The sequence below is a fragment of the Kamptonema formosum PCC 6407 genome (assembly GCF_000332155.1).
GTDB classification, from domain to species: domain Bacteria; phylum Cyanobacteriota; class Cyanobacteriia; order Cyanobacteriales; family Microcoleaceae; genus Kamptonema; species Kamptonema formosum.
Window position 1 is genome coordinate 6,912 of record NZ_KB235899.1, and the last position, 23,112, is coordinate 30,023.

Below are 23,112 nucleotides of genomic sequence, written 5' to 3' on the forward strand. Positions count from 1 at the left end.
ACCGTACCGTACCGTACCGTACCGTACGTACCGTACGGTAGGAGGAGGGGTAGAAATGATGTTGGTAGCAGGTTTTTCAGGTATTGGTAAAACTGCGGTGGTAAATGAAGTTCATAAGCCCATTGTGCGATCGCGCGGCTACTTCGTTAAAGGCAAATACGACCAGTTTCAACGCAATATTCCCTTTTCAGCTTTTGTACAAGCTTTCCGAGATTTAATGGGACAATTATTATCAGAATCTGAGGGGCAACTTCAAATTTGGAAAGATAAAATATTAGAAGCTGTGGGTGATAATGGGCAAGTTTTGATTGAAGTAATTCCAGAGTTAGAGAGAATTATTGGCACTCACCCCCCAGCAACAGAACTATCGGGAAGTGCTGCCCAAAATCGTTTCAATCGGCTGATGCAGAAGTTCATTAAGGTTTTCACGAGCCAAGAGCATCCTTTAGTGATGTTTTTAGATGACTTACAATGGTCAGATTCGGCATCCTTAAACTTGCTACAACTATTGATGAATGATACAAAATATTTATTGGTATTGGGTGCTTATCGGGATAATGAAGTTTCCCCAGTGCATCCCTTCATCACAACAGTAGATGATATTGTCAAAGCTGGGGCGACGGTGAATACAATTACGTTGCAACCCTTAAGTTTGATGGATGTAAATCAGTTGGTAGCAGATACGCTAAATTGCGAAGTATCCCTAGCTCAACCCTTAACAGAATTAGTCTATCAAAAAACCAAGGGAAATCCCTTCTTTGCCACACAGTTTCTCAAGGCATTGCATAGCGATCGTCTGATTAGCTTTGACTGGGAGCTACGGCATTGGCAGTGTGATATTGCTCAAGTTAGAGCTTTGGTAATTACTGATGATGTAGTGGAATTTATGGCACTGCAATTGCAGAAATTACCGACCGAAACTCAGGATATTTTGAAATTGGCAGCTTGTATTGGGGCGCAGTTTGATTTGGATACGCTGGCAGTTATTAGTGAGAAGTTGGCGGAAGTGGCGGCTACGGCTTTATGGAAAGCATTACAAGAAGGTTTGATTATTCCTACGACAGAAATTTATAAATTCTTTACCCAATCTGATAGTGTCTCGGTTGCTGATGCCGCAGCGAATCCTACTTATCGGTTTCTGCACGATCGAGTTCAACAAGCCGCTTATTCCCTAATTCCTGATTCACTAAAACAAGCGACACACTTAAAAATTGGGCAGCAATTATTGAAGGCAACTCCTTTAGTTGAAAGAGACGGAAAACTATTAGAGATCGTCAATCAATTAAATCAGGGTGCAGAGTTGATCGCATCACCAAAAGACCGTCATGAACTAGCAACACTCAATCTAGCTGTGGCACAAAAGGTAAAATTGTCAACCGCTTATCGGGCAGCAATGGAGTATTTAACTAAAGGCATTCAATTGTTACCTAGCGATGGTTGGCAACAAAGCTACAAACTGACTTTAGGACTCTACGAATTAGCCGCAGAAGTTTCCTGTCTGAGTGGTGAGTTCCAACAAATGGAACATTTTGTGGATACTGTGTTCAAACAGGCGCAGAAATTGTTAGATAAAGTGAAAGTTTACGAAATCAAAGTTTTGGCTTATGTGGCACAGAGTCAGCAGCTAAAAGCCATTGAAACCGCCCTCTCCGTCCTGAAATTATTAGGAGTGATGTTTCCACAGGAACCCACACAAACAGATATTGTTCAAAGTTTGCAAGAAACCCAGGAAATGTTAGCAGGAAAACAACTGGAAACCTTACTAGAACTGCCAGAAATGCTAGACCAAGAAGCAATGGCAGCAATCAGGATTTTGGCATCAATGACAGCCGGTGTATATGTAGCAGTTCCAGCTCTTTTACCATTGGTTGTATTCAAACAAGTGCAACTATCAGTGCAGTATGGAAATGCAGCGGTGTCGTCATCAGCTTATGCCTGGTACGGGGTAATTTTGTGTGGGATTATGGGCGAAATTGAGGCGGGAAATCAGGCTGGGGAATTGGCATTAGCACTATTGTTACGGTTCAAAAGTAATGAATTTAAAGCCAGCACTTACAATTTAGTCTATCCATTTGTAAAACCCTGGAAATATCACATTCAGGCTTCTCTGAAGCCTCTGGTTGAAGGATATCATAGCGGTTTAGAAAACGGAGCGCTGGAATATGCTGGTTACTGTGCTTGGAATTACTGCTATTTGTCTTTTTTCTCCGGTAAAGAACTCTCAGTTTTACAACAGGAGATGATGGGGTACAGTCAGGCGTTAGGGCAACTTAAACAAGTGGCTTACAACTATGTTAGAATTTTTTACCAATCAGTTTTAAATTTACTGGGTCAGTGCGAATGTCCTTGGCAGATTCAGGGGAAAGTGTATAACGAAGAAATAATCCTGTCTCAGCAAAAAGTAGATGATTTGTACGAGCTTGCTGTGTTGTATGTCAGCAAGCTGATTCTTTGTTACCTTTTTCAAAAATGGGAATCTGCTAAAGATGTAGCAGACTCCACCAAACAATACCTGGCGGCAGCACCTGGGTCTTTCAAAGTTACGGTATTCCATTTTTATGATTCACTAACTCAGCTTGCAGTGTTGTCAGATATACAGGGATTAGAACGAGAACAAATACTGCAACGAGTTCAGGAAAATCAAGCCAAGTTGAAAAATTGGGCAGAACACGCTCCTGTGAATTTTTTGCATAAGTGGCAGTTGGTAGAAGCAGAAAAATTCCGAGTTTTGGGACAGAAGATAGAAGCGATTGAGCTATATGACAAAGCGATTGCTTTAGCAAAAGAAAACGGTTATATCCAAGAGGAAGCGATGGCCAACGAGCTCGCAGCTAAGTTCTATTTAGCATGGGGCAAAGAAAAAATAGCTCAAGCCTATGCGATCGAAGCCTATTATTGTTACACCCGTTGGGGTGCAAAAGCTAAAGTTATTGAGCTAGAAAAATGCTATCCCCAATTATTAGCCACAATTTTGCAACAGCAGCATCAACCCGCCTTACTCCGCCAAGAAACATCCCCAACTTACATCTTACAATCCACTTTACAATCCACTCACATATCTTCCTCAAAAAGTGTTTCTGAAGTCCTTGACTTAGCCACCGTCCTCAAGGTATCTCAAAGTATCTCTAGTGAAATTGAGTTAGATAAATTGCTGGCTACCCTGCTACAAGTAGTGAAAGAAAATGCTGGGGCTACCAAAAGTGCTTTGCTATTAAAAACAACTGAAGATATTGAATTAGTAGCCATGAGTGAAAACGCCACTACTCAAATTATGAAAATGGCTTTATCTGACTGCCAAAAAATACCAATTGCAGTCATTAATTACATCAATAACACTCAGAAAATGACTGTTATTGATGATGTAGTAAATTCTACCATGTTTGCGGCGGATGCTTACATTAAACATCAGCCACCCCAAAGTTTAATGTGTGCACCTTTACTTAATCAAGGCAAATTAATCGGGATGATTTATCTAGAAAATAACTTAACAACGCGTGCTTTTACCGAGAGCCGATTAGCTTTGTTGCAAATGTTAACTGGGCCAGCCGCGATCGCGCTGGAAAATGCTCGTCTTTATCAACAGGCGCAACAAGCTTTAACTGACCTCAAGCAAGCACAAATCACAATAGTTCAAAGTGAAAAAATGTCTGCGTTGGGAAATTTAGTGACTGGAGTAGCCCACGAAATTAATAATCCAGTTGGCTTTCTCAGTGGGAATATTCAACCCGCTTTAGATTATATCAAGGATTTGTTTGGATTGCTGGATTTAGTTGAGCAAGAATCAGCTAATTTCAGTACAGCAATTAAAGAGAAAATTGAGACGATTGAGCTAGAATACATCCGCGAAGACTTACCTAAATTAGTTGGTTCGATGCGCGAAGGTGTGAAGCGGATTCAAGACATTAGTACCAGCTTGCGGACATTTTCTCGCGCGGATAGCGATCGCCCCGTTGCTTTTAACCTTCATGAAGGCATTGATAGCACAATTTTAATCTTAAAACATCGCCTGAAAGCAGATAGCGATCGCTCGGAAATTGAAGTTATTAAAAATTACGGTTTAATTCCAATGGTTGAATGCTATGCCGGACAATTGAATCAAGTATTTATGAACATTTTAGCAAATGCAATTGATGCACTAGATGAATCAAATTTGGGACGCAGTTATCAGGATATTAAAGCGAATCCCAATCGCATTACAATTAGTACATCTGTGGAAGGTAAGTATGTTAAAGTTGCGATCGTAGATAATGGAGTGGGAATCCCAGAAGATGTGAAGCACCGAATTTTCGATCATTTATTTACGACTAAAGGAGTGGGAAAAGGAACTGGGTTGGGACTCGCGATCGTGCGTCAAATTGTGGTGGAAAAACATCATGGCACTATCGATCTTAACTCGGAGGTCGGAAAAGGAACTGAGTTTATTATTACTTTGCCAATTAACAATTAACAAACAAATTTTAAAAATTCTAAAAATCTGTTATAATGCTAGGTACTCAGGAGAAAATCCCCGTGAATCCCGATATAAAAGTCAAATTAGCTGTAACTGTGGGAGATCCGGCAGGTATTGGGCCAGAAGTAGTTCTCAAAGCTTTAGCTACAAAACCTCTCTCTAATTGTGATGTGACGGTGATTGGCGGTAGGGAGATTTTGCAAGAAACTTACACGCAACTGCAACCCTGCAAGGTAACAACACCTTTGGCTAATCCAGACAGCTTAGACATTTTAGATGTCGAACTGCATGGCGAGTGGGGTGAAATTGTTGTCGGCGAGGGTAATATAGCGAGTGGTGCGGCTAGTTTCGCTTATATGGAAACTGCGATCGCGCGTACACTTGCCGGCGAATTTCAAGGTATCGTCACAGGGCCAATTTCTAAAACTTGTTGGAAAGCTGCTGGCTATAATTATCCCGGCCAAACGGAACTGTTAGCAGAAAGATCGGGAGTTAAGCGATTTGGGATGTTATTTGTCGCCAAATCTCCCCATAGTGGTTGGTTACTTCGTACTTTACTTGCTACCACACATATTCCACTTCGTCAAGTTGCCGATGCTTTAACGGCAGATTTACTTAGCCTTAAACTTGACTTGTTAGTGAAGTGTTTGCGGGAAGATTTCGGATTAGAAAAACCTCGAATTGCGATTGCGGGTTTAAATCCTCACAGTGGCGAAAACGGACAATTGGGAAACGAGGAGAAATATTGGTTAATTCCTTGGTTGGAGACGGAACGCGATCGCCTTTCTGATGTGCAGTTAGATGGCCCCATACCACCAGATACAATGTGGGTAAAACCCGGTCAAGCTTGGTATGGCAAAGGAGGTAATGCTCACGATGCTTATTTAGCATTGTACCACGATCAAGGGTTGATTCCTGTTAAATTAATGGCTTTCGATCGGGCGGTGAATACTACAATTGGTTTGCCATTTATTCGCACTTCTCCCGATCATGGTACTGCCTTTGATATTGCTGGTAAAGGTGTGGCAGATCCTAGTAGTACGATCGCAGCTTTGGAGTTAGCGGCGGAGTTAGTTAAGCAGCGTAGAAATACGTCCAATAGTCCGGACAGTTTTTAAGCAGCCAGAGTACCATAAGACAAGACTGAGGGGAGGTTAGGATGATTTAAAATCAAGTCCTTGTCTAAATCTAACTTGCTAATAAATGTATAAAGTAGATGCCGATTGAATTCCAGGCGTTTATAGGAGGCCATTGAAAACACGAATGGATGGGCAGACAAGTGGCGATTAGAGGCTTCATATTTGGCTAAATTTAAGGCCGCTAGGCTGGCATTAAAATGAAAATCAAGCCGTTGGCTATTCACAGATTGACAATCGGACAAACCAGTAAATTGTTTGGCATCCCGAAAAATGAATTCAATTTGAAAACGAGCTTGATAATACTCAAGTATTTGCTCAGCCTTGAGATTGATATCGGTACTAAACAATAAAACATTTTTGGTTTTACCGTTAGCTTGAAGCTCAGATATACAAGCCAAACGGATTTTGCATTTTAAGCAACAACTCCATACTAATAATGAATAAAGCTTAACTCCTGGCTTAATTTCTTTGACGAAAGTTAGATTTTTCAAATTATTGCAGTCAACTTTACCATCATATTTACGAGGAGCGCCGAATTTATTCCTTGCTCCGGTATAGAGGTAATTCAGGTTGGCATCAACCCTTAATCTACTAATCAAATTGAGATCTGACTCCCGAACAGCATCCCAAAATTTAGCGCGGTAATAATAGCCATCAGCCACCAAATAACGTACAGATTCTGGCAACAAAGAACGAGTATTTTTTAAATGCTTTGCATAGTCGTCAACTCTTGTTATATCAGGTGTTAAGGTTTCAGATACCTGTTTTTTACTCCGTTTTTTTAAGTTTCTTTTCCGAGTAAAAATTAGGGAGTTTTTCGGTGGTTCTGTGGTCGGACGCGAAAGAGTTTGTTGCACGCTTAAACTATAGGAAATATGAGTTTCAATTTCGACAACAGAAATCACAGAAATTTCTAATCCTTGTTCAGCTTTTCCCGCAATACCATTATAAAAATAACCTTTTCCCTCAGTATGTTTACCACTTTTTCTCAAAAAAGAACAATCAATAACGGCAATAATTGTGCGTTCAGGATTCAAGGCTTTTTTAATAAAATATTTAGAGAATTGCTCCCAGTCAAACTTTTTTAAAAAATGCCGCCGATAAGTTTTTTCAGTGGCAGGACTATAGCGGCCCAGATTGGTGAAGTTCACTTTGCCATAAACCAGCACGATTGTGGAAAGTAAAGTCATTATAAACTTTTTTTGGGCTTGACTCACCCCGGACATTTGTTGTAAGATGGATTCAATAATGTTCATAAGGCAGTCTGTTAAGCTCAGTTTTTTTAAGCTTAACCTAAAGAGTGTCTTTTTTTCTGCCTTTGAGATTCAAATTTTACTTACTTTTTTGTGGACGGGCGATCGCGTCTCTACTCCAAAACTGTCCGGAGTATTGATACGTCAAGATATTAAATAATAGGTGAGGAGTGTTAAAATATAGAATCAGATGCCGCCCAAAAGAGATATTAAGCAAATTAATGCTATTGCTAATGAATTTAAAATGGAAAGGCTACAAAGACAAGCATTTGGAGATTTTTTAGAATCCGAGAAAGAGGCCGGTTATATAGGTAACAAAAATGAACGCGGTGATTTTACCTATCAAGAATTGCGACAAAAGGCTTGCGAGTTCTTAGGTTTAGAATAAATTTGCAATAACAGATTAAAATTATGACAGTAACTACCGACCAAAATATATTACAGCCGATTAAAAACGATGCTGATTTAGTGCAACTAAGAAGCATTGTCAGTGTGATTATAGGGGAGCTGTGCTGGAATGCGAGAATGAGCTATGGAGATGAATTATATCTTTATATAGGAGAGAGAATTCCGATCTTAAATAAATTAATGAAGGGTAAAGAACAAGCTGCTTGGATGTTAGGCACGCGAGGGACAGACTGGACACTGGAATCACCGACTAAAGAAATAATCACCAGTTCTAAGGAACTACCAGAAGTGTTTAAAGAGAAAGTTAAGGTGATTGAAGGTACAACTATTACTGCCTTTGAAACTCACTACCCAGATTTGATTCTAACTGTAGAATTCAGTAACGGCTGTAAATTAAAAATATTCCCAGACCTTGCAGATGATTTTGACTTATCTTACTGGGAATTATTTACTCCTGACAATATGTTGCTGACGCTAGAACCAGGTGCAATCTGGACTTATACGAGGGCCGACGTGCCAAAGAGTGCTAAGATAAATCAACACTCAAATCCATTAGGAGACTGAGAGGATTTTGCCCCATTAGCAATTAGTAATTAGCAATTACCAATTAGCAATTACCAATTAGCCATTACCAATTACCAATTACCAATTACCAATTACCAATTACCAATTACCAAAATTAGTTCCGACTTTGAGTAATAGAGAGATTGTAAGGATGTTGACCTTGGGCGCGATCGCCTACAAAGATAGAATAAGTCCCCTTATTGCCAAACCCCGAAAACTCCAAATTACCGGCACCAGCACTTTCTGGCAAGATGCAAAAACGACCAGCCGGCCCTTGAATTAATATCGTAGGAGCACCAGCAGTTTGCACGTTAATTCGCCAATAAGGTAAATCCTCCCCTACTTGGATGATGAGATTCGGTGTGGGGGCAATATTACCGCAGTCACCACTGTTGTTGGGGCCACCAGATGTACCTGAAACAGTTAGGGGTTCCTTAAATCCGGGACTAATCTGTAGAGCTTGAGAGCGGACAACGCCAGCCGTTGCTAAAATCATTGCTAAAGCTAAGGGAAGTATCCCGCGATCGCGCATTTTCATTTTAATTATTCTTCCTCTGATTGCGAACACAATGGCGGCATACCCAAGTTTCTCGACGGTAGGGGAGCTCCGGGGTTCCTGTTTCAATCGCTCCACTGCTCCATCACTGACCCCATTTTCTCCGATCCCATGACCCCACATCACTCTTCTTCCTTTTTTCTTCTTCTACCAGTAACCTCACTGTTCCGGGATTCTTGCTGTACATAGCGTACAAGTTGAGGCGACCCCCATACCTCAAAAAATAGCGATCGGTGATATAAATGGGTACTGGGAAATGGAGATATAGGTTAAGCTCATCCCACCCTACCTGAAAGTGAGATGAACAGGACTTAGGCATTTCGACTAAAAAAACCCAGTTTTTTACCGAATCTCCGATGCTCTAATTTCTTACTCAACAGTTAACAGTTAACTGTTAACCGTTAACTGTTAACTGTTAACACACATCGCCTAAAATCTAAAATCTAAAATCTAAAATCAATATGGCTAGCCCAACGGTAAGGAGCGACATTAATCAATCAAATCCATCGTGGCAAGTACGTCGAGAATTGCCGCTAATGGTTCGTAGGTGTGGCGCTTGGGCAGTTGAAGTATCATTAATTGTTGCTAGTTCCTTAGTTCCATTTACGATCGGAACATTGGCTAATAATGCAATCAAGAGTGTACCTCTCAACCCCGCAGTCGCCGCCACATCCGAAGCGATCGCACAAACTTTAGCAATTCCGATCCGCGATCGCAACCCGCGAGTCACTCCCCTAACTAATTTATTCTGGTCTGGCGCACTTATAGCCCCCATAGCTGTAGCTGGATGGCAACTATATTTACTCGCTAAAAAAGGTCAAACTTCCCCCAAGCGCTGGTTTGGTGTCAAAGTCATCTCGGAGTCGGGTGCAGCACCGGGGATACTACGCGCCTTGGCCCGCGAAAGTTTGGGACGTTGGGGAATACCAGTCGGCATTGCTTACACATTATGGCGCATCAGTGGTGCTTTTCCCGATTTAGTCATTTTAATGGGAATGAGTGGCTTAATGCTGCTAGGAGACGGCTTAGCGACTAAATTTGATCCAAAACGGCGCACAGGACATGATCGTTTAGCGGGTACTTTTGTCACCGATGCCGGAGCATTATCAAGTAATACGACAAATCCCTTTATGGGGCAAGATTGGAGTGATGAAGATGCTGCGATCGCGGCCCTGGTCTTAACACCAGAAGCTTCAGCAGATGGGAGTCGCGGCCTTTGGGCCTGGATGCGCCAACACCCCGGACTAACTCTACTAATAGTTACTATTCTGGGTATGACCTCAGTTTTGGGAACCTTTATCGGCACCCAAATTTACATTCAAAGTCAGGCAAATTTGCGGGATTTCAAACAGCGCGACGACAAAGTATTTCTAGCTTTAGTTAACAAATTATCCCCAATGTCGCCCAATGGCATAGCCGAACGACGGGCAGCAATTTTAGCTTTAGGTGTAGTCGAAGATTCCCGCGCCATACCATTATTAGCAGATCTGCTTGGTCAAGAAGAAAATCCCACTCTCGTTGATTCAATTCAGCAAGCTTTAGTGAGTGCGGGGCTGAAAACCTTACCTTATTTGCAGAGGTTAAATCAAGCCCTTAGCAATGACTTAGATTCTATGCGCTACGGCGGAAATGCCAAAGAACGACAGTTAGCTGCTATTCGGCAAAGGGCTACTCAGAGAGCGATAGCCAAAATTCTCACCGTGAATCGAGGGAAACTTAATAATATCGATCTCAGCCGCACAGATTTAAGTCAAACTGCTTCTGGCTCCGCTCAATTCACTTTAGTATTAGACAAAGGCGACCTATCAGGAATTAACTTAAGAAGCACCAATCTTACTAATGCTATCCTACCAGGTATCCGCTTTTACGGAGCGGGAGCAGATGCTCGTTTTGGTACTTTTGATGACTGGAGAGCAGATTTGAGTGGCGCTAATTTTGAAGGTGCAAATCTCACTGGTGCATTCTTGAATAATATAACGATGAACCGCACTAATTTTCTACGCTCAACTCTGAACAAAGCTAATTTATCTTATAGTATTTTGAGCGGAGCTAACTTCAGCAGTGCCAAGTTAATTGGAGCAGATTTGCGGCAAGCTTTATTACAAGATGCCACTTTCACAGGTGCGGATTTAGGAAGTGCAAATTTGTCGCGCACGAATTTGGAGGGTGCGCGTTTAGGACAAGTTAAAGCTCAAGGCGCTCTATTTCCAGAGACAAACTTGAGAAAATCCGATTGGCAAGGTGCAGATTTATCGGGAGCAGATTTGAGCAAAGCCAATCTCCAAAATGCAGATCTGACTTCAGTCAAACTTGCTAGTGCAAATTTAAGCAATACTCAACTGCAAGATGCTAATTTTCGGAATGCAGATGTAAGTTTAGTCAATTTCCGAGGTGCTAATGTTACAGGAGCTAACTTTAAAGGGGCAATGTTTGTGACAGGAAAGCAAAATCGACCCGATCAATTTATTCAAAGTCCACCTGTTAATTCTAAATCAGGGCGTTTACAAGGAGTTGATTTTACAGAGGCTAAAAATTTAGAGGCCAGTCAAGTAGCTTATATTTGCTTGCAGGGAGGGATTCATCCCCGTTGTCCCCAGAAAAATTAATAGTTTTATTCTCCCACTACCTCAGCACTTGAAACCGCTGCTAAACAAAGTCGGCCTATGCTAACTAAGTAGCTGGACATAAATAAACGCTATAAAATGCACAGGTCGGCGCTCGCCGACAGTCTCTATGGCTATGAAAAACATCGCTTTTCGCGGCGAGCGCCTACCCTACGTTTAATTATGTCCGACCACTTAAAAAGCTGACTGTGTATGCCTTCTTCCTTCTCTCCTAGATAACTAAATTTTTCTTCCTTCTTTCTTCTTCCTTCTTCCTAGTTTGGTTAGTTCGGGTTGTATAATAAACCTTTGGAATTCATCAGCAGGCAAATTAATCTATGAACGCAGCCGACGACAAAAATATTGTCAGGGAATATTTTAACTCTACTGGCTTCGATCGCTGGCAGCGAATTTACGGCGACGGTAAAGTGAATAAAGTTCAACTTGATATCCGCACAGGACATCAGCAGACTGTTGATACAGTGCTAGAATGGCTCGTCGCTGATGGCAATTTGCCGGGTCTGTTAGTTTGTGATGCTGGTTGTGGCGTGGGTAGTCTCAGTATTCCCTTAGCTGAAGCTGGAGCAATTGTCTATGCTAGCGATATCTCTGAAAAGATGGTAGCAGAAGCCTATGAAAGAGCTAATGCTGTTCCGGGAAAGGCTAATAATGTCACCTTTACGGCTCAAGATTTGGAGGCTTTGAGTGGTCAATACCATACAGTTATCTGTCTGGATGTGCTGATTCACTACCCTCAAGAACAAGCTGAGGGGATGATTAGTCATCTAAGTTCTATGGCCGAGTCGCGAGTAATTGTCAGTTTTGCCCCGAAAACTTTAGCCTTAACTGCTCTCAAGAAAATTGGGGAATTTTTTCCAGGGCCAAGTAAAACTACCCGCGCCTATCAACATCGGGAAACTGATATTATCAAGATTCTAGAAAGCAATGGTTTTACAATTCGGCGGCAGGGAATGACTAGCACTAGCTTTTATTATTCTCGCATACTCGAAGCTGTGCGGCACTAGGGAATGATAATTAAATAATTTATATGACTTACGTAAATTGTTTGTAACGCCGCCCTCTGGGCGGTAATTTACCACCCAGAGGGCGTTACGTAAACTATGCGTAAGTCTTATAATTAGTAAAATAGCTTTTATAGCAACTGCCAAGGTAATTATGGAGCTAAAATATTTCTGAATTTGTAGGGAGATTTAGGCAATAAATTTTATCCTAAACCACCCCTTACATAGTCTCGATTCAGATTCACAACACCCAAACCCCCCACGATCGCACCGAATTTCCTAACTTCCATTTAATTTTGAAACACCTCATCGGAAAACATTTCAGTTAGCGTCCGTAGATATGGTAAAAATACCATGACATCTTCAGGAGGTAAGCGGTCGTGGATTTCCCACAACAAAACTAGCAGCATATCCTGCACTAATTTCCAACTTACGTGCAGTCTGGGATATAACATCACGCAGAGGGGAAATAGTTCTTGCTGTGCTGGCCGAATGCTATCTTCTAGGGCACACAAACATAAGTAGCTTTGAAAAATTTCTACATCCCGAATGCTAGAAAGTTTTACCATTGTATCGCTCAGATAGCCGCTACTGCTGCGATAGCCTTGATGCTGAGAACTGACGCGATCCTGTACAACACTAGCAATCTGAGTCGTGTTTTGCAACAAATGCTGCACTGCTACCAAAGCTTTTGAGTTGCGATCGTGATTCCCTGCGGCTGCTTGGATTTCTCCGAACGGTATGTGCAGGTAATCATCGATAATTTTTAAGTAAGGTACTAACTGCAATTGCTCTGTCTGGGAAAGACTTTCTAATAAGAATTGCCCCAGATAATGAAACTCCATCGTGACAAATCCCAGGACTAGCGGATCTGCGTGGGAGTATTTGCTTCGTATTTCAATTATATCTCTGCCCACTACTACTGATAGGCGAGCAGGAGATTCTTCTTCTGCATAGGCATCAATTGCTTTGGCGTATAATTTACGAGCATCGGCAATAATTTGGGAAGGATTAATTAAGTCGGGACTGATGGCGTGACGTTCTATATCTTGACCTAGAAGAGTTTGCACTTTACCCCAAGCTATGTCGCTGGCTACTTTTAGGGTATCCGTCAGCTTGTCAACTATTCTAGCCCGATTTCCCTCAAATTCCGGTAATTGCTGAGTTTGAGGAGCTTTGAGCTGCGATCGCTTCTCGTGAGAGGCAACTGTAGTGTAATATTTTTTGGCCCAGTTAACTGCTATGGAAGAAACGTTCGACTCAGAGGATTGGTCGTTGGCAGTTATTTCGGGACGGTTGATGAGTTGAGGATGCGGTACTAAAGTTGTTATTAGCTCCCTATCTACATCATCTTTAGGTACGGATAATTTAGATTGTGAGATGTTAGTCATTAAAACCCTCGATTTTTTGTGTAAAGGAAATCCTCGACCGACTAGCTCACCCTTTAAGTTTCTTAACTTCTATTGTTTCACATTTCTTTAAGAATTTTCACCCGCCATCTTGCTACAAGTCATCGGCCATTTGGCTTATCATCGGCCATTTGGCTTATCATCTGCCATTTGGCTTAAGTGTGAATGTATTTGAAAATACAAAAAATTCTTACCTCTGCACCCTTCCGAATCTATTTACAAGTCTGAAACCGGGTTGAAGCAAACTTTGTCACTTACTCTAAGTTATAATTTTTATATCCAGCAATATCTTAAGCAAGATATTAGGATCGGATAGTTTTGGGAGATGTGTGCGTTATCGGCTGAAGATTGGAAGCCAAATTAGTAGGACTTGCTGAAATTTTTGGTAGGCAATTAAAGTTTATCGACTCGTATACTTTATAAAAGTTAACACAACTGCGGCTCAATTGTAAATAAAAAATAAAAGTTATATTTTGAGAAAAATTCTATAATAAATACCTCTGAAGATAGATCCACTGATGCGTTATATCTGAATTACTTCTAACTAATCGTAAAAGCATATCTTCAGGCTAACATCTTCAATGTCTACCTCCCACAAGGATAATTTCCTCTGAGTGAGAGTAAAAAGTCCGCCAGCTACCTCCCTAATTGCTAAGCTTCTTGTACCATTAACAAAGCGAGCGAGAGGGAGTGGTAAAGATGAGTGTGAGTAGGAATACTAAAAGCAATATTAGATTCGGGACTGACGGGTGGCGGGGGATTATTGCCGAGGACTTTACCTTCGCCAACGTGCGGAAGGTGACGCGGGCGATCGCCAGCTATCTAGAAAGTGCTTATACTAAAGATCGCCCAGTTTTAATCGGCTACGATACCCGCTTTCTTGCTGACCAGTTTGCTCGCACTGCCGCTGAAGTCCTAGCAGAGTTAGGATGGAATATCAAGGTGGCGGAGCGAGATTGTCCTACGCCAGTCATTGCTTACAGCGCCAAATATTTAAACTCTGCTGGGGCCTTAATGTTCACGGCAAGTCATAACCCTGCACCCTACTGTGGTATTAAGTATATTCCTGACTACGCAGGCCCCGCGACACCAGAAATTACCGATACGATTTCGGTGCATATTGCGGAGGCTGCTGATGGAGAGCCTTTAGGCAAAATTAGCGATAAAATCTCTACCTTTGACCCGAAACCAGATTATTTAAAATTTCTTTACACGCTGATAGATATAGAGCAAATTCGTTCTGCTAACTTGAAAGTGAAGTATGATGCTCTCTACTCAACTTCTCGCGGTTATTTGGATACAGTTTTGGAACACTGCGGGTGTGAAATCGAGACTTTCCATTGCTGGCGAGATGTGCTATTTGGCGGTGGGATGCCGGAAGCAAAGGGAGAGCAATTAGAATGCTTAGTAGAGGCTGTAAAGAAAGATGCAGCGGATTTGGGTTTGGCGACAGATGGAGATAGCGATCGCTTTGGTATAGTTGATGAGAAGGGAAATATCCTCGCTCCGAACTCAGTATTACTGCTACTAGCACGGCACTTAATTAAGAATAGGGGCAAAACGGGCGCGATCGTTCGTACAGTTGCAACTACCCACCTGCTAGACAATTTCGCTGCTAAGTACGATTTAGAAATTTACGAAACGCCAGTAGGTTTCAAATACATCGGCGCTAAAATGCGGGAAACAGCCGTACTCATTGGCGGCGAAGAATCTGGAGGTTTGAGCGTATTGGGTCATATTCCTGAGAAAGATGGCATCTTAGCTGGTATGCTGGTAGCAGAAGCGATCGCGATCGAAGGCAAACCCTTATCTCAGCTAGTAGAAGAAGCTGTCACAGAAGCAGGTGGCCCCTTATACGAAAAGCGGATCGATTTTCACCTCAATGACGCTTACAAAGCCGCAATTATCCAATACTTCACACGCAATCCCCCGACAGACATCGCCGGAGTTAAAGTTAAAAAAGTAGGATATAAAGACGGGATTAAACTGTATTTGGAAGATGGCGGGTGGGTGCTGATGCGCCCTTCCGGGACTGAACCTCTCTGGCGAGTTTATCTAGAAACCGAATCTGTGGAAAAACAAGCGCAAATTGTCCAAGAGATAGAAAATATTATCAACCAATTAGAACCAACATGAGTTTTGAGATCGAGTTATGAGTCCTGTAATTCTAAGTGTAAGATAAGTTTTTAGTATCAACTCAAAGCTGTAGAATATTCCAATTTACAAAGCAAGATCAAAACTCAAACTTCAAAACTTTATTAACCCTTTTTTATGAAAACTATTCCCCATCTTCTCATTAGTGTAGTTGTAGCTACCTCAGTAAGCGCGATCGCAATTTTATCAGTGCAGAATGCCACCCCAGTATCCTTAAACTTCCTCTTTTTCCAATCAATTGAAATTCCGGTAGGAGTAGTATTAGCTTTGAGCGCGACAGCAGGAATATTAGGCGGCGCAATCCTCCAACCTATGTGGAGCATCCCTGGGGGGAGCGGGGGAGCAGGGGGGCAGGGGAGCAGGGGAGCAGGGGAGCAGGGGAGCAGGGGAGATGGTAATTAGCAATTAGCAATTAGCAATTAGCAATTAGGCAATTAGCAATTAGCCATTACCCATTACCAATTACCCATTACCAATTAAAGTGAATATACTTGACCATCAATCAATAGCCGAGTAATCCCCTTTGCTTGTAAATAGGGAGCAGTTTTTTGTAGCAACTGGCCATCAGGTACTTTAAAAACACGCTGGTTTCGGGTCGAAAAACGGCGGGCTACTCGGTGATTGTCAAAAACTGGCAGAGTTTTCTCTCTAATTTCTTCAGGAGGAATCTGTCCGAGTTCGCCAAAAGCTTTCAGAGGCCGAGTAATCAATTCCGCAGCACGGTCAACTACCAAATAGCAGATTTTAGGAAGAGACGCTTCACTTAGCGGCAAAACTTGAAGCAAAGTTTTACTCCGAAGCTGTATAGAAACTCCGGGGCGAGAGTTTGCCATCCCCTCAAAATCGTCGTCTTCCAAATCATCTGAGCCGAAATCATCTAAATCATCATCATCATCATCATCTTCCTCATCCTCATCCTCGTCAAAATCACTAAACTCTTCAGCTTCTAGAGGCCCTTCATCTCCAAGCATTTCGCCTAAATTCCTAGCCCCAGCACCATAATCCTCATCCACAAACTCTGGCGCATCCTCTTCTGGCAACTCAGAAACATCCAAACGCCGAGGTATAACTTCTCGGACATCAATCTTCGCACGGGTTTCAGGGGTAGCTCTCGTGCGCTTGCGGATGAGCTTTGAGTTCGGGATTGGGTCAGAAGCGCCGGGATATACAGACTCAGAGAGATTGGTATCTGCTGATTCATCAACATCCGGCGCTATCGGCTGGGAAATACTGCTTTGGGAATGAGGCAAACGCTTTTGCTTTTGGTGGACTAGGGCATCGTATTCTGCCTCTGACAAAGCGCTCTGGAGGATACGCCTGACGGTAGAACTGCTCACCCCATAGCGCTTAGCTAGGGTAATAGTATTTTCCTCGGAGTGTCTATACAGTCCAAGGATTTCGTGTTTGTCAGATTCGGAGAGTTTTGTAGGCATCATGCCGAGTTTCCAAGCAAAGAGACGGGAGGGCGTGCAGCGTCAAAGCGCTGTATTTTAGATTTTAGATTTGAGATTTAAGATTTGAGTATTTCCAGAGAAACCTATCGCTAGCGGCTAATCGAAAAATTCTGCACTCAAAAATCCCTAAGCTGACCGCCGCCCGCGCCTACTCTGGCGAGAACGGGTTGAGATGTCATGTTCTAAAATAGCTCCAACACCAAATAGGATAGCGCTGAAGACAAAAAATACTTCAAGCAAGCTGCCACTTTGATAATCACCTTCAGCCTGAGTATCGCGCCACTTGAAGTACATATCTGCAATGTAAAGGGAAAAAGTGGCGGCGGCAATCATGCGCCAAGATTGGGAAAAACGCCCGCCCCAAAAGGCAAGGAGTAGAGCTGTAGCAATAATTAGCAGAAAAACGTCGCCAATGATGTAAAACAAATTCACCCAATAAGCATAGGGAGTGAGCTGTACGTCAAGGGCCTGAACCCAAGCTGGTGCGTTTGATTTTTCTTCGACTTCGGCTTCAGCTTCTGGGTCAGTTGCAGCGGCTGCGGATGTTTGTGGTTTTGGGTTAGTTGAATCTGTCAGTCCCGGAGCTTTTGCAGCTTTCAGCTCAGGTGTGGCAACTGTTTCCACTTGGGGCGCAGGTGCAGAACCCAAACCAAATTGGGCCTTGAAAAAGTCAGGGGCCGCAACCCAGGAAGCTATAGCAATACCAATTATGGCAATTCCCCCCAACAACCCCCACTGCCAAACTTCTAGATTCAAACGCTTGGAAGTAACAGCTAGAACCATGCCCCAGATCAGTGCCACGTAACTGCCTACATAGAAGACATCGGCTGGGGAGATATCGGGGTCAAGTCCAAAATATAACTCCCAAACGCCAAATACCACATTTGCTAGAAAGTAGAACAGCATCCCCAGACCAATGCCTAGCCAGACATTACGCCCACTGACCATTTGAGGGCTTTGCCAGTTTCTAAAACAGACTAAAGCTGCTCCTAGATAAGCCCCGCATTCAAAAATATAGGTGCCGATGGAGTACCAAAGGGGCAGTCCTTCCTCCTGAGAAAGGGGGACGCTGAACAGCAGAAAGAACAACAGTGCCAATACAGCCCAAACAACTCCCAAAATCACGAGAGTCTGAGCTGAGAGGAAGGATGGAGAAGTAGATGACTTTTCTGAAGTGCTGCTCATAGGGGTTCAAGAGACATAATTAGCAATTGAATTGCAGAAAATGTAAGTGGGAGTGAAACTGCCTGAACAGTTGGGCTTTTCTATACAAGTCTGTCATCCAGCGTTGCATATTGGTGCCGCCTGCGGTGGAATTATCAAAGATTTTTTATTGTGTCCACAGTTTGGCAAGGGGAGATTGTTTCAACCAAGCGATAAACTGGGAGCGATCGCCTGCTGGCATATCTTGCAAGATTTCGTTGACTCCTTCGGCAAAGGTGGTATTGCCAAAATAGGACTTGCCCAGCCTATGGAGTTCTTGCAGTAAGGTATTGAGGTGCTGCTCTTGCCAAGAAGGTATTTTGAGGCTGTGGAGTGGATCGACGGTTAGCAAATTTTTGACCGCATCTGGGGAGTCTGCGTGCGGGAAGTTCCCCTGCTGAAATACCTTAGCGATATCTTTCTGAAACGATGCGGCTTGCCGAGCACCTAAAAGGTCTTCAACGTCGAAGTAAACAGCTTGGAGCAGCAGCAGACAAGCTTGTGCGAATAGTGGAGCCTTGGCTTCGGAGCCGACTGGTTCTTCACTGGCAAGCTGATCTAAACGGACTTTTCCCCAGACGCTATATCTATCCGGCTCTTCTAGCAAAACGCAGGCTTTGCCTCGATTGTCGGTTAGATCCCGCCACAAGGCTCTGGCCTCTTCTGCTTGTTTGCCGTTGAAAGCGCTGATTAGGCGAAAGGTCTGCCCCTGATAATTGAGAATTGGGATCTGCTGATCCCGTTTTGGATGTTGAAAGCTGGTGATTTCGACATCCTGTCGTTTCAGAATAAACATGACACTGCGATTTGACTCCTGTCATGGCCGGGGGTGCTTTGCAAGTCATTGTACTCACGCATGGCGTGAGTTGCTACCTGCTGACGACTGATGGGTGGGTTTGGCTAAGCTGCGATCGCCCATCTGGACGCAGCCGCTCAGCTAACTCCCTTTAACTAACACCCTATCTTAATCTATGCTTTAATGATCTAGTTTGGTCTGTAAATTTGCTGCCAACCTCTGTGAGTCCCTTTTCCCTCTGTGCCCATTTTTTCCGAATTAGTGGTTTGACTATGACGCAAGCTAAGATATAATCGATTTATATCTATAAGATTGGTTGGCTCAAAAATGTTGGGTGCGTAACTCAGTTGGATAGAGTAGCGGATTTCTAATCCGCCTGCCGCAGGTTCGAGCCCTGCCGTACCCGTTTTCACTTAATCCGAACTCTCAATACTTGCCCGTCCTAGTAGACTAGCTGAGCAATTTGAGGGTTCATATTTTATGCAGTACACCACAGCTCGGATAAATGTCTAGCAACTGCCACAACGCTCAGGACATTTTCCATCCCCCAAACCATTTCTAGTATTGCATTTTCCTCCTGCCTGCTGCCTCCTGCTATACCTGCGGATCGGGCAATTTGAAAAATAGATAGGATCGGGACTTACGTAAAAGTATCCGTAACTCGGCTTACTGGGAGCCTGCATGAGTCATGAACAGCAAAAGGATTTAGACTAAGATAAAGAATTAAGAAGCGGGATATACAATCCCTCCGCAGGATGAAATGAGATATTTAAGAATAAATTACCCCTGATTCTATGTATACCAATATACATTTAATCTTTTTTAATAATTCCATTCATAAATCGCATGAAGCTGATGTAGTTAGTGCATAGTTTGACTTGAATTAAACTATATAATCAAGCTAAGATATAAATTACCTATAAGCAATGGTCGCCAGTCTGTTTACCAGGAAATTCTAATGAATACCCAAATACGCAAGGAATTGAAGACTCCGCTTCTTGACCAAGTTCAGAGCAATAGTATTAATGGTTCTGAGTTTGATGATTGGGCAAAGGCCGTCAAACGTCAGATGATTGCTGCACTCTCTAAAAAAGGTGCGATTGAACGTCCCTAAAATAATCTATAGGCTCTGTTGAGATAAAATCGCTACAGTAGCCTGGTAGGGTGGACAATGTTAGTAAACTATATTTGTCGTAAAAAAATATAAATTGTGGCTACCCTCACCCTACTCTCCTCAACTTAATATATCGCTATTGTGGGTACTAATAGCTTTAATTATTACTTACCAATGTCTAAAATAGTAATAACTTTAGTCATTCAATTATTAGAAATGACTAAAGTTATTACTATGAATATCTCCTAAACTAGATTCTGTCGCCAAAAAAGCTCCACTGGGTCAGCCTTCACCCTAATATATTACTTGTTAGGAACGAATTTAAGTGCTGCTGAATTCATGCAATATCGCAGTCCAGTCGGTTTGGGGCCGTCATTAAATACATGACCCAGATGAGCGTTACAGGCAGCACACAGCACCTCTGTACGGCGCATAAACAAAGTATTGTCTGATTCGGATTTCACATTTTCTTGATTGATGGTATCATAGAAACTTGGCCACCCAGTACCAGAATTGTACTTAGTTTCTGAGCTAAACAGGTCATTGCCGCAGCAGACGCATTTGTAAATACCAGCCTGTTTTAGATCGTGATATTCACCTGTAAAAGCTCTTTCTGTACCCTTTTTTCTGGTGACATGAAACTGTTCCGGGGTGAGCTGCTCTTTCCATTCAGACTCAGACTTTTTAACTTTGTTAACCATGTTTTGCTCCTCCCTTAAGTTTGCTTGGATGTAAAATCATGCTGACTTCAATATTAGCGGCAGCGCATTAAAATGTACATACCAAGGAAGTAGTAATAAACGCGAGCTCGACGGGAGCGATCGTTAGGCTCAATAGGGATGGACTGGCTCGCTAGTTTATGTGGAGCGTCACGATCGCAACTATCCTGTGAAGACTCTTAAAGCGTAGGATGAAGCAACCGGAGTTAAGCGCTCGGAGCCTCCAACTGTGCTTGGACTTGCCTAGTGCATCAATTGTGGCGATCGAGAGCGATAATCCTCATAGACCGATAGGGTTGGCTGCATCGATGTTACATGAAACGTGCGTAAGTCCTACGATTTAAAACCTTTTGAAAACCGTTCTAAGGCTGAATAAACACTCCAATACCATTATGAACGCGAGCAGCAGTCTGAGGCGGCCGATCGATGAGTTGACCTCCTAAATAAAGGCTTGTAGAACTACCGCCGTCCAAATTCAAAGCGTCAACAGCGCCCATTTGCTGCATGATTTGGGCAATCTCCCTAAAAGTAGCCCCCGCACCTCCGGCGCGGTTGTGAATGGCAACAATTAACAAATTCCCATTAGCAGCGATCGCAACTGCACTGCGAATAGCTGTTTGCTTAACATAAGCATCGCTAAATCCTTCGGCTTTGGCATCTAGGAAAACTTGACTGTTTTGCACCAACACGGGGCCGCCGCCCAAAATATAAGGATAGCGGTTAAAATCGGCCGGAACTGTGGCAGTTTCCAGGCGCAAGCTTGTCCCGACAGGGATCTGATTGGCTATTGTCGGGTTAGAACGCAGGGTCAGTAAATAGCCGTTAGCAGGAATGGGAAATGAGGTTTTCCCTGCTGTACCTCCGGGAGATTGGCTAATAACTTGTTCGTTTTGGACTGTGATTATAATTTCGCCATCGGAGAAAGGGGTGTAACTTGTTCCCCATTTAGCAGTGTAGCGACCAATGCCAGCTTGGACGTAGGCGCTATTAAGGTGAGCGATCGCTAAACGCTCTCCTTTTGAGGTAATTAAGCTTTCTTGCAGGCTCAAGCGCCCAATTTTGATGTCTCCGTTATCATTCCAAGCGATCGCACCTCGGTTCAAAATCGGCCCCGATAACCACTGATTATCTCGCCGAATTGCTCCCAAGGCTAGGCGATTAATCCGGTTAAAAAATCCTGCATTGATAGCAGCAGCGACGTTGGAGAGTTCGGCTGTTTGTAATAAAGGTGCAGTACCGGTGTCAGTTGGGGGATTACTTAGAATTGGTCTAATTTTCAATCCAGACTGGCGGGGATTGATTTCTAGCCAGACTACGGGAAATTTAGAATTACCTAAGTTACGGTATTGCGATCGCCACCGCAATCCGGGAGCCCAAAGAATATCTCTTTCTACCAAAGAATCGGGGCGGATGTCGATGACTAAGCGATGCCTACGGCTGGCTACGCCTACGCGATTTCCCAGGGTAAAAACTAGAGGCCGCCAACCCAAGGGAATATTAACTCGGATCTTAGTTTGGTTAGTCGATGATTCTACCTTGAGAGATTGTAGATGTTTACCCGCTCCCAAAGTACGCGCTATAAGGGCGCGATCGAGTACAGCATCAACTGTAATTAGCCATTCCTGAGTTCGTACTTGGGGTGTTGGTTTCGGTGTTTGGGGTTTTGTGGGATCGTCTGGCGTATCTCTACCTGTTGGTTTTGTGGGATCGTCTGAAGTGTCTTTAGGCTTTGGGTTTGGGGTTCTAGGTGGTGGTTCTACGTAGGTGAGTTGCCAGAAAGTGGGACGATCTAAATCTAGAACAATGCGATCGCCCCATTCTTGTTTTCCCACCCGAATTGCTGTTAATTTTGCTGGTTGGGTGGAGATTTTGAGCGTATTACCATCAGCGGAGATTTGCCAGCCAACTTTTTTGGCAAAATCTGTAATATCTAAATAGCGGTATTGAGGAGTTAAACGAGTCGCAAGACCATCTGTTTGAGATTGGGAAAACCACTGCACCGGCTGTTTAGTAGCATCACCAGAGTTTAATAGTTCAATGCCAGCTATTTCCATCAAGCTAACATCAGCAATCCAAGTGCGGACGCTAGAAGTCCCACCAATAGCCTGCTGGCTCCAAGCTGCCCTGAAAGTGTTACCATTTAAAGAGACTTGGCGACCTTGGTTTGGGTCGTTAGCAGGTGATACGACAGATTGAGCCAATATTTTTTCTGAGGAATAGAGAGAGAGCTCTTGAGCGAGGGAGCGGGGGGGCGGGGGAGCGGGGGAG

19 protein-coding genes and 1 tRNA gene are annotated in these 23,112 nt (G+C 43.2%); 11 read left to right on the plus strand and 9 right to left on the minus strand.

All coding sequences use genetic code 11. The features are described from left to right. Nucleotides 1–4,447: trifunctional serine/threonine-protein kinase/ATP-binding protein/sensor histidine kinase (locus OSCIL6407_RS0104620; RefSeq protein ID WP_148288835.1), on the plus strand; the 4,447-nt coding region annotated here is incomplete at its 5' end. Nucleotides 4,448–4,482: 35 nt separating this feature from the next. Continuing rightward, nucleotides 4,483–5,568, plus strand: coding sequence for a 4-hydroxythreonine-4-phosphate dehydrogenase PdxA (gene pdxA, locus OSCIL6407_RS0104625; RefSeq protein WP_019486962.1), 1,086 nt, complete (start codon nt 4,483–4,485; stop codon nt 5,566–5,568). On the opposite strand, the gene OSCIL6407_RS32230 is transcribed toward pdxA, so the two are convergent. After that, complete coding sequence (locus OSCIL6407_RS32230) at nt 5,565–6,845, minus strand: transposase (protein WP_019486963.1); 1,281 nt, start codon at nt 6,843–6,845, stop codon at nt 5,565–5,567. The genes pdxA and OSCIL6407_RS32230 overlap by 4 nt on opposite strands. Nucleotides 6,846–7,032: 187 nt before the next feature. Between OSCIL6407_RS32230 and OSCIL6407_RS0104635 the strand changes: the two genes are divergently transcribed. Then, nucleotides 7,033–7,230, plus strand: coding sequence for a hypothetical protein (locus tag OSCIL6407_RS0104635; RefSeq protein WP_007356875.1), 198 nt, complete (start codon nt 7,033–7,035; stop codon nt 7,228–7,230). 23 nt (nt 7,231–7,253) lie between these two features. Then, nucleotides 7,254–7,814, plus strand: coding sequence for a hypothetical protein (locus OSCIL6407_RS0104640; protein ID WP_007356874.1), 561 nt, complete (start codon nt 7,254–7,256; stop codon nt 7,812–7,814). A 115-nt stretch (nt 7,815–7,929) separates the two neighbouring features. On the opposite strand, the gene OSCIL6407_RS0104645 is transcribed toward OSCIL6407_RS0104640, so the two are convergent. Continuing rightward, on the minus strand, nt 7,930–8,352 hold the full coding sequence (locus OSCIL6407_RS0104645) for a hypothetical protein (RefSeq protein ID WP_026103650.1): 423 nt from the start codon (nt 8,350–8,352) through the stop codon (nt 7,930–7,932). Between the two features lie 103 nt (nt 8,353–8,455). Then, complete coding sequence (locus tag OSCIL6407_RS35855; protein ID WP_007356872.1) at nt 8,456–8,689, minus strand: hypothetical protein; 234 nt, start codon at nt 8,687–8,689, stop codon at nt 8,456–8,458. 142 nt (nt 8,690–8,831) lie between these two features. On the opposite strand from OSCIL6407_RS35855, the gene OSCIL6407_RS0104650 reads away from it, so the two are divergent. Both OSCIL6407_RS0104650 and bchM read left to right on the plus strand, forming a co-directional pair. Then, the gene (locus tag OSCIL6407_RS0104650; RefSeq protein WP_007356870.1) at nt 8,832–10,976 is read left to right on the plus strand and encodes a pentapeptide repeat-containing protein; all 2,145 of its coding nucleotides are present in this window, start codon (nt 8,832–8,834) and stop codon (nt 10,974–10,976) included. Between the two features lie 335 nt (nt 10,977–11,311). Continuing rightward, nucleotides 11,312–11,998 (plus strand): magnesium protoporphyrin IX methyltransferase, encoded by a 687-nt coding sequence (gene bchM / locus OSCIL6407_RS0104655; protein WP_007356869.1) that lies wholly within the window; start codon nt 11,312–11,314, stop codon nt 11,996–11,998. A 287-nt stretch (nt 11,999–12,285) separates the two neighbouring features. Here the strand turns inward: bchM and OSCIL6407_RS0104660 are convergent, their stop codons facing one another. After that, nucleotides 12,286–13,386 carry a hypothetical protein gene (locus OSCIL6407_RS0104660; RefSeq protein ID WP_007356868.1) on the minus strand — a complete coding sequence of 367 codons (1,101 nt, stop codon included), beginning with the start codon at nt 13,384–13,386 and terminating at the stop codon, nt 12,286–12,288. Nucleotides 13,387–14,103: 717 nt separating this feature from the next. Between OSCIL6407_RS0104660 and OSCIL6407_RS0104665 the strand changes: the two genes are divergently transcribed. Both OSCIL6407_RS0104665 and OSCIL6407_RS30285 read left to right on the plus strand, forming a co-directional pair. Next, nucleotides 14,104–15,540, plus strand: coding sequence for a phosphoglucomutase/phosphomannomutase family protein (locus tag OSCIL6407_RS0104665; protein WP_007356867.1), 1,437 nt, complete (start codon nt 14,104–14,106; stop codon nt 15,538–15,540). A gap of 135 nt (nt 15,541–15,675) precedes the next feature. Beyond that, the gene (locus OSCIL6407_RS30285) at nt 15,676–15,960 is read left to right on the plus strand and encodes a lipopolysaccharide assembly protein LapA domain-containing protein (protein WP_019486965.1); all 285 of its coding nucleotides are present in this window, start codon (nt 15,676–15,678) and stop codon (nt 15,958–15,960) included. A 74-nt stretch (nt 15,961–16,034) separates the two neighbouring features. On the opposite strand, the gene OSCIL6407_RS0104675 is transcribed toward OSCIL6407_RS30285, so the two are convergent. The 3 genes from OSCIL6407_RS0104675 to OSCIL6407_RS0104685 form a co-directional block, all read right to left on the minus strand. Next, on the minus strand, nt 16,035–16,994 hold the full coding sequence (locus tag OSCIL6407_RS0104675; RefSeq protein WP_007355448.1) for a hypothetical protein: 960 nt from the start codon (nt 16,992–16,994) through the stop codon (nt 16,035–16,037). A gap of 144 nt (nt 16,995–17,138) precedes the next feature. Continuing rightward, the gene (locus OSCIL6407_RS0104680) at nt 17,139–18,197 is read right to left on the minus strand and encodes a hypothetical protein (protein ID WP_007355449.1); all 1,059 of its coding nucleotides are present in this window, start codon (nt 18,195–18,197) and stop codon (nt 17,139–17,141) included. A 145-nt stretch (nt 18,198–18,342) separates the two neighbouring features. Continuing rightward, on the minus strand, nt 18,343–19,011 hold the full coding sequence (locus tag OSCIL6407_RS0104685) for an Npun_F0813 family protein (protein WP_007355450.1): 669 nt from the start codon (nt 19,009–19,011) through the stop codon (nt 18,343–18,345). An 11-nt stretch (nt 19,012–19,022) separates the two neighbouring features. Between OSCIL6407_RS0104685 and OSCIL6407_RS35200 the strand changes: the two genes are divergently transcribed. The 3 genes from OSCIL6407_RS35200 (at nt 19,023) to OSCIL6407_RS36135 (ending at nt 20,125) form a co-directional block, all read left to right on the plus strand. Continuing rightward, the gene (locus OSCIL6407_RS35200) at nt 19,023–19,166 is read left to right on the plus strand and encodes a hypothetical protein (protein WP_155523376.1); all 144 of its coding nucleotides are present in this window, start codon (nt 19,023–19,025) and stop codon (nt 19,164–19,166) included. Nucleotides 19,167–19,343: 177 nt separating this feature from the next. After that, nucleotides 19,344–19,417, plus strand: a tRNA-Arg gene (locus OSCIL6407_RS0104690). A gap of 552 nt (nt 19,418–19,969) precedes the next feature. Next, nucleotides 19,970–20,125, plus strand: a complete 156-nt coding sequence (locus OSCIL6407_RS36135) for a hypothetical protein (RefSeq protein ID WP_007355452.1) — start codon at nt 19,970–19,972, stop codon at nt 20,123–20,125. Nucleotides 20,126–20,427: 302 nt separating this feature from the next. Here OSCIL6407_RS36135 and msrB read toward each other — a convergent pair whose 3' ends face one another. Both msrB and OSCIL6407_RS0104705 read right to left on the minus strand, forming a co-directional pair. After that, a complete protein-coding gene (gene msrB / locus OSCIL6407_RS0104700) occupies nt 20,428–20,826 on the minus strand; it encodes a peptide-methionine (R)-S-oxide reductase MsrB (protein ID WP_007355453.1) in 399 nt (132 codons plus the stop codon). Between the two features lie 380 nt (nt 20,827–21,206). Beyond that, nucleotides 21,207–23,112 (minus strand): phosphodiester glycosidase family protein (locus tag OSCIL6407_RS0104705; RefSeq protein ID WP_019486966.1); only part of this gene is annotated, 1,906 nt, incomplete at its 5' end.

Excerpts from the sequence above, each read along its gene's own strand:
- pdxA (WP_019486962.1), top strand. The coding sequence starts at position 4,483 with ATGCTAGGTACTCAGGAGAAAATCCCCGTGAATCCCGATATAAAAGTC.
- OSCIL6407_RS32230 (WP_019486963.1), bottom strand. The coding sequence starts at position 6,845 with ATGAACATTATTGAATCCATCTTACAACAAATGTCCGGGGTGAGTCAA.
- OSCIL6407_RS0104635 (WP_007356875.1), top strand. The coding sequence starts at position 7,033 with ATGCCGCCCAAAAGAGATATTAAGCAAATTAATGCTATTGCTAATGAA.
- OSCIL6407_RS0104640 (WP_007356874.1), top strand. The coding sequence starts at position 7,254 with ATGACAGTAACTACCGACCAAAATATATTACAGCCGATTAAAAACGAT.
- OSCIL6407_RS0104645 (WP_026103650.1), bottom strand. The coding sequence starts at position 8,352 with ATGAAAATGCGCGATCGCGGGATACTTCCCTTAGCTTTAGCAATGATT.
- OSCIL6407_RS35855 (WP_007356872.1), bottom strand. The coding sequence starts at position 8,689 with ATGCCTAAGTCCTGTTCATCTCACTTTCAGGTAGGGTGGGATGAGCTT.
- OSCIL6407_RS0104650 (WP_007356870.1), top strand. The coding sequence starts at position 8,832 with ATGGCTAGCCCAACGGTAAGGAGCGACATTAATCAATCAAATCCATCG.
- bchM (WP_007356869.1), top strand. The coding sequence starts at position 11,312 with ATGAACGCAGCCGACGACAAAAATATTGTCAGGGAATATTTTAACTCT.
- OSCIL6407_RS0104660 (WP_007356868.1), bottom strand. The coding sequence starts at position 13,386 with ATGACTAACATCTCACAATCTAAATTATCCGTACCTAAAGATGATGTA.
- OSCIL6407_RS0104665 (WP_007356867.1), top strand. The coding sequence starts at position 14,104 with ATGAGTGTGAGTAGGAATACTAAAAGCAATATTAGATTCGGGACTGAC.
- OSCIL6407_RS30285 (WP_019486965.1), top strand. The coding sequence starts at position 15,676 with ATGAAAACTATTCCCCATCTTCTCATTAGTGTAGTTGTAGCTACCTCA.
- OSCIL6407_RS0104675 (WP_007355448.1), bottom strand. The coding sequence starts at position 16,994 with ATGATGCCTACAAAACTCTCCGAATCTGACAAACACGAAATCCTTGGA.
- OSCIL6407_RS0104680 (WP_007355449.1), bottom strand. The coding sequence starts at position 18,197 with ATGAGCAGCACTTCAGAAAAGTCATCTACTTCTCCATCCTTCCTCTCA.
- OSCIL6407_RS0104685 (WP_007355450.1), bottom strand. The coding sequence starts at position 19,011 with ATGTTTATTCTGAAACGACAGGATGTCGAAATCACCAGCTTTCAACAT.
- OSCIL6407_RS36135 (WP_007355452.1), top strand. The coding sequence starts at position 19,970 with ATGAATACCCAAATACGCAAGGAATTGAAGACTCCGCTTCTTGACCAA.
- msrB (WP_007355453.1), bottom strand. The coding sequence starts at position 20,826 with ATGGTTAACAAAGTTAAAAAGTCTGAGTCTGAATGGAAAGAGCAGCTC.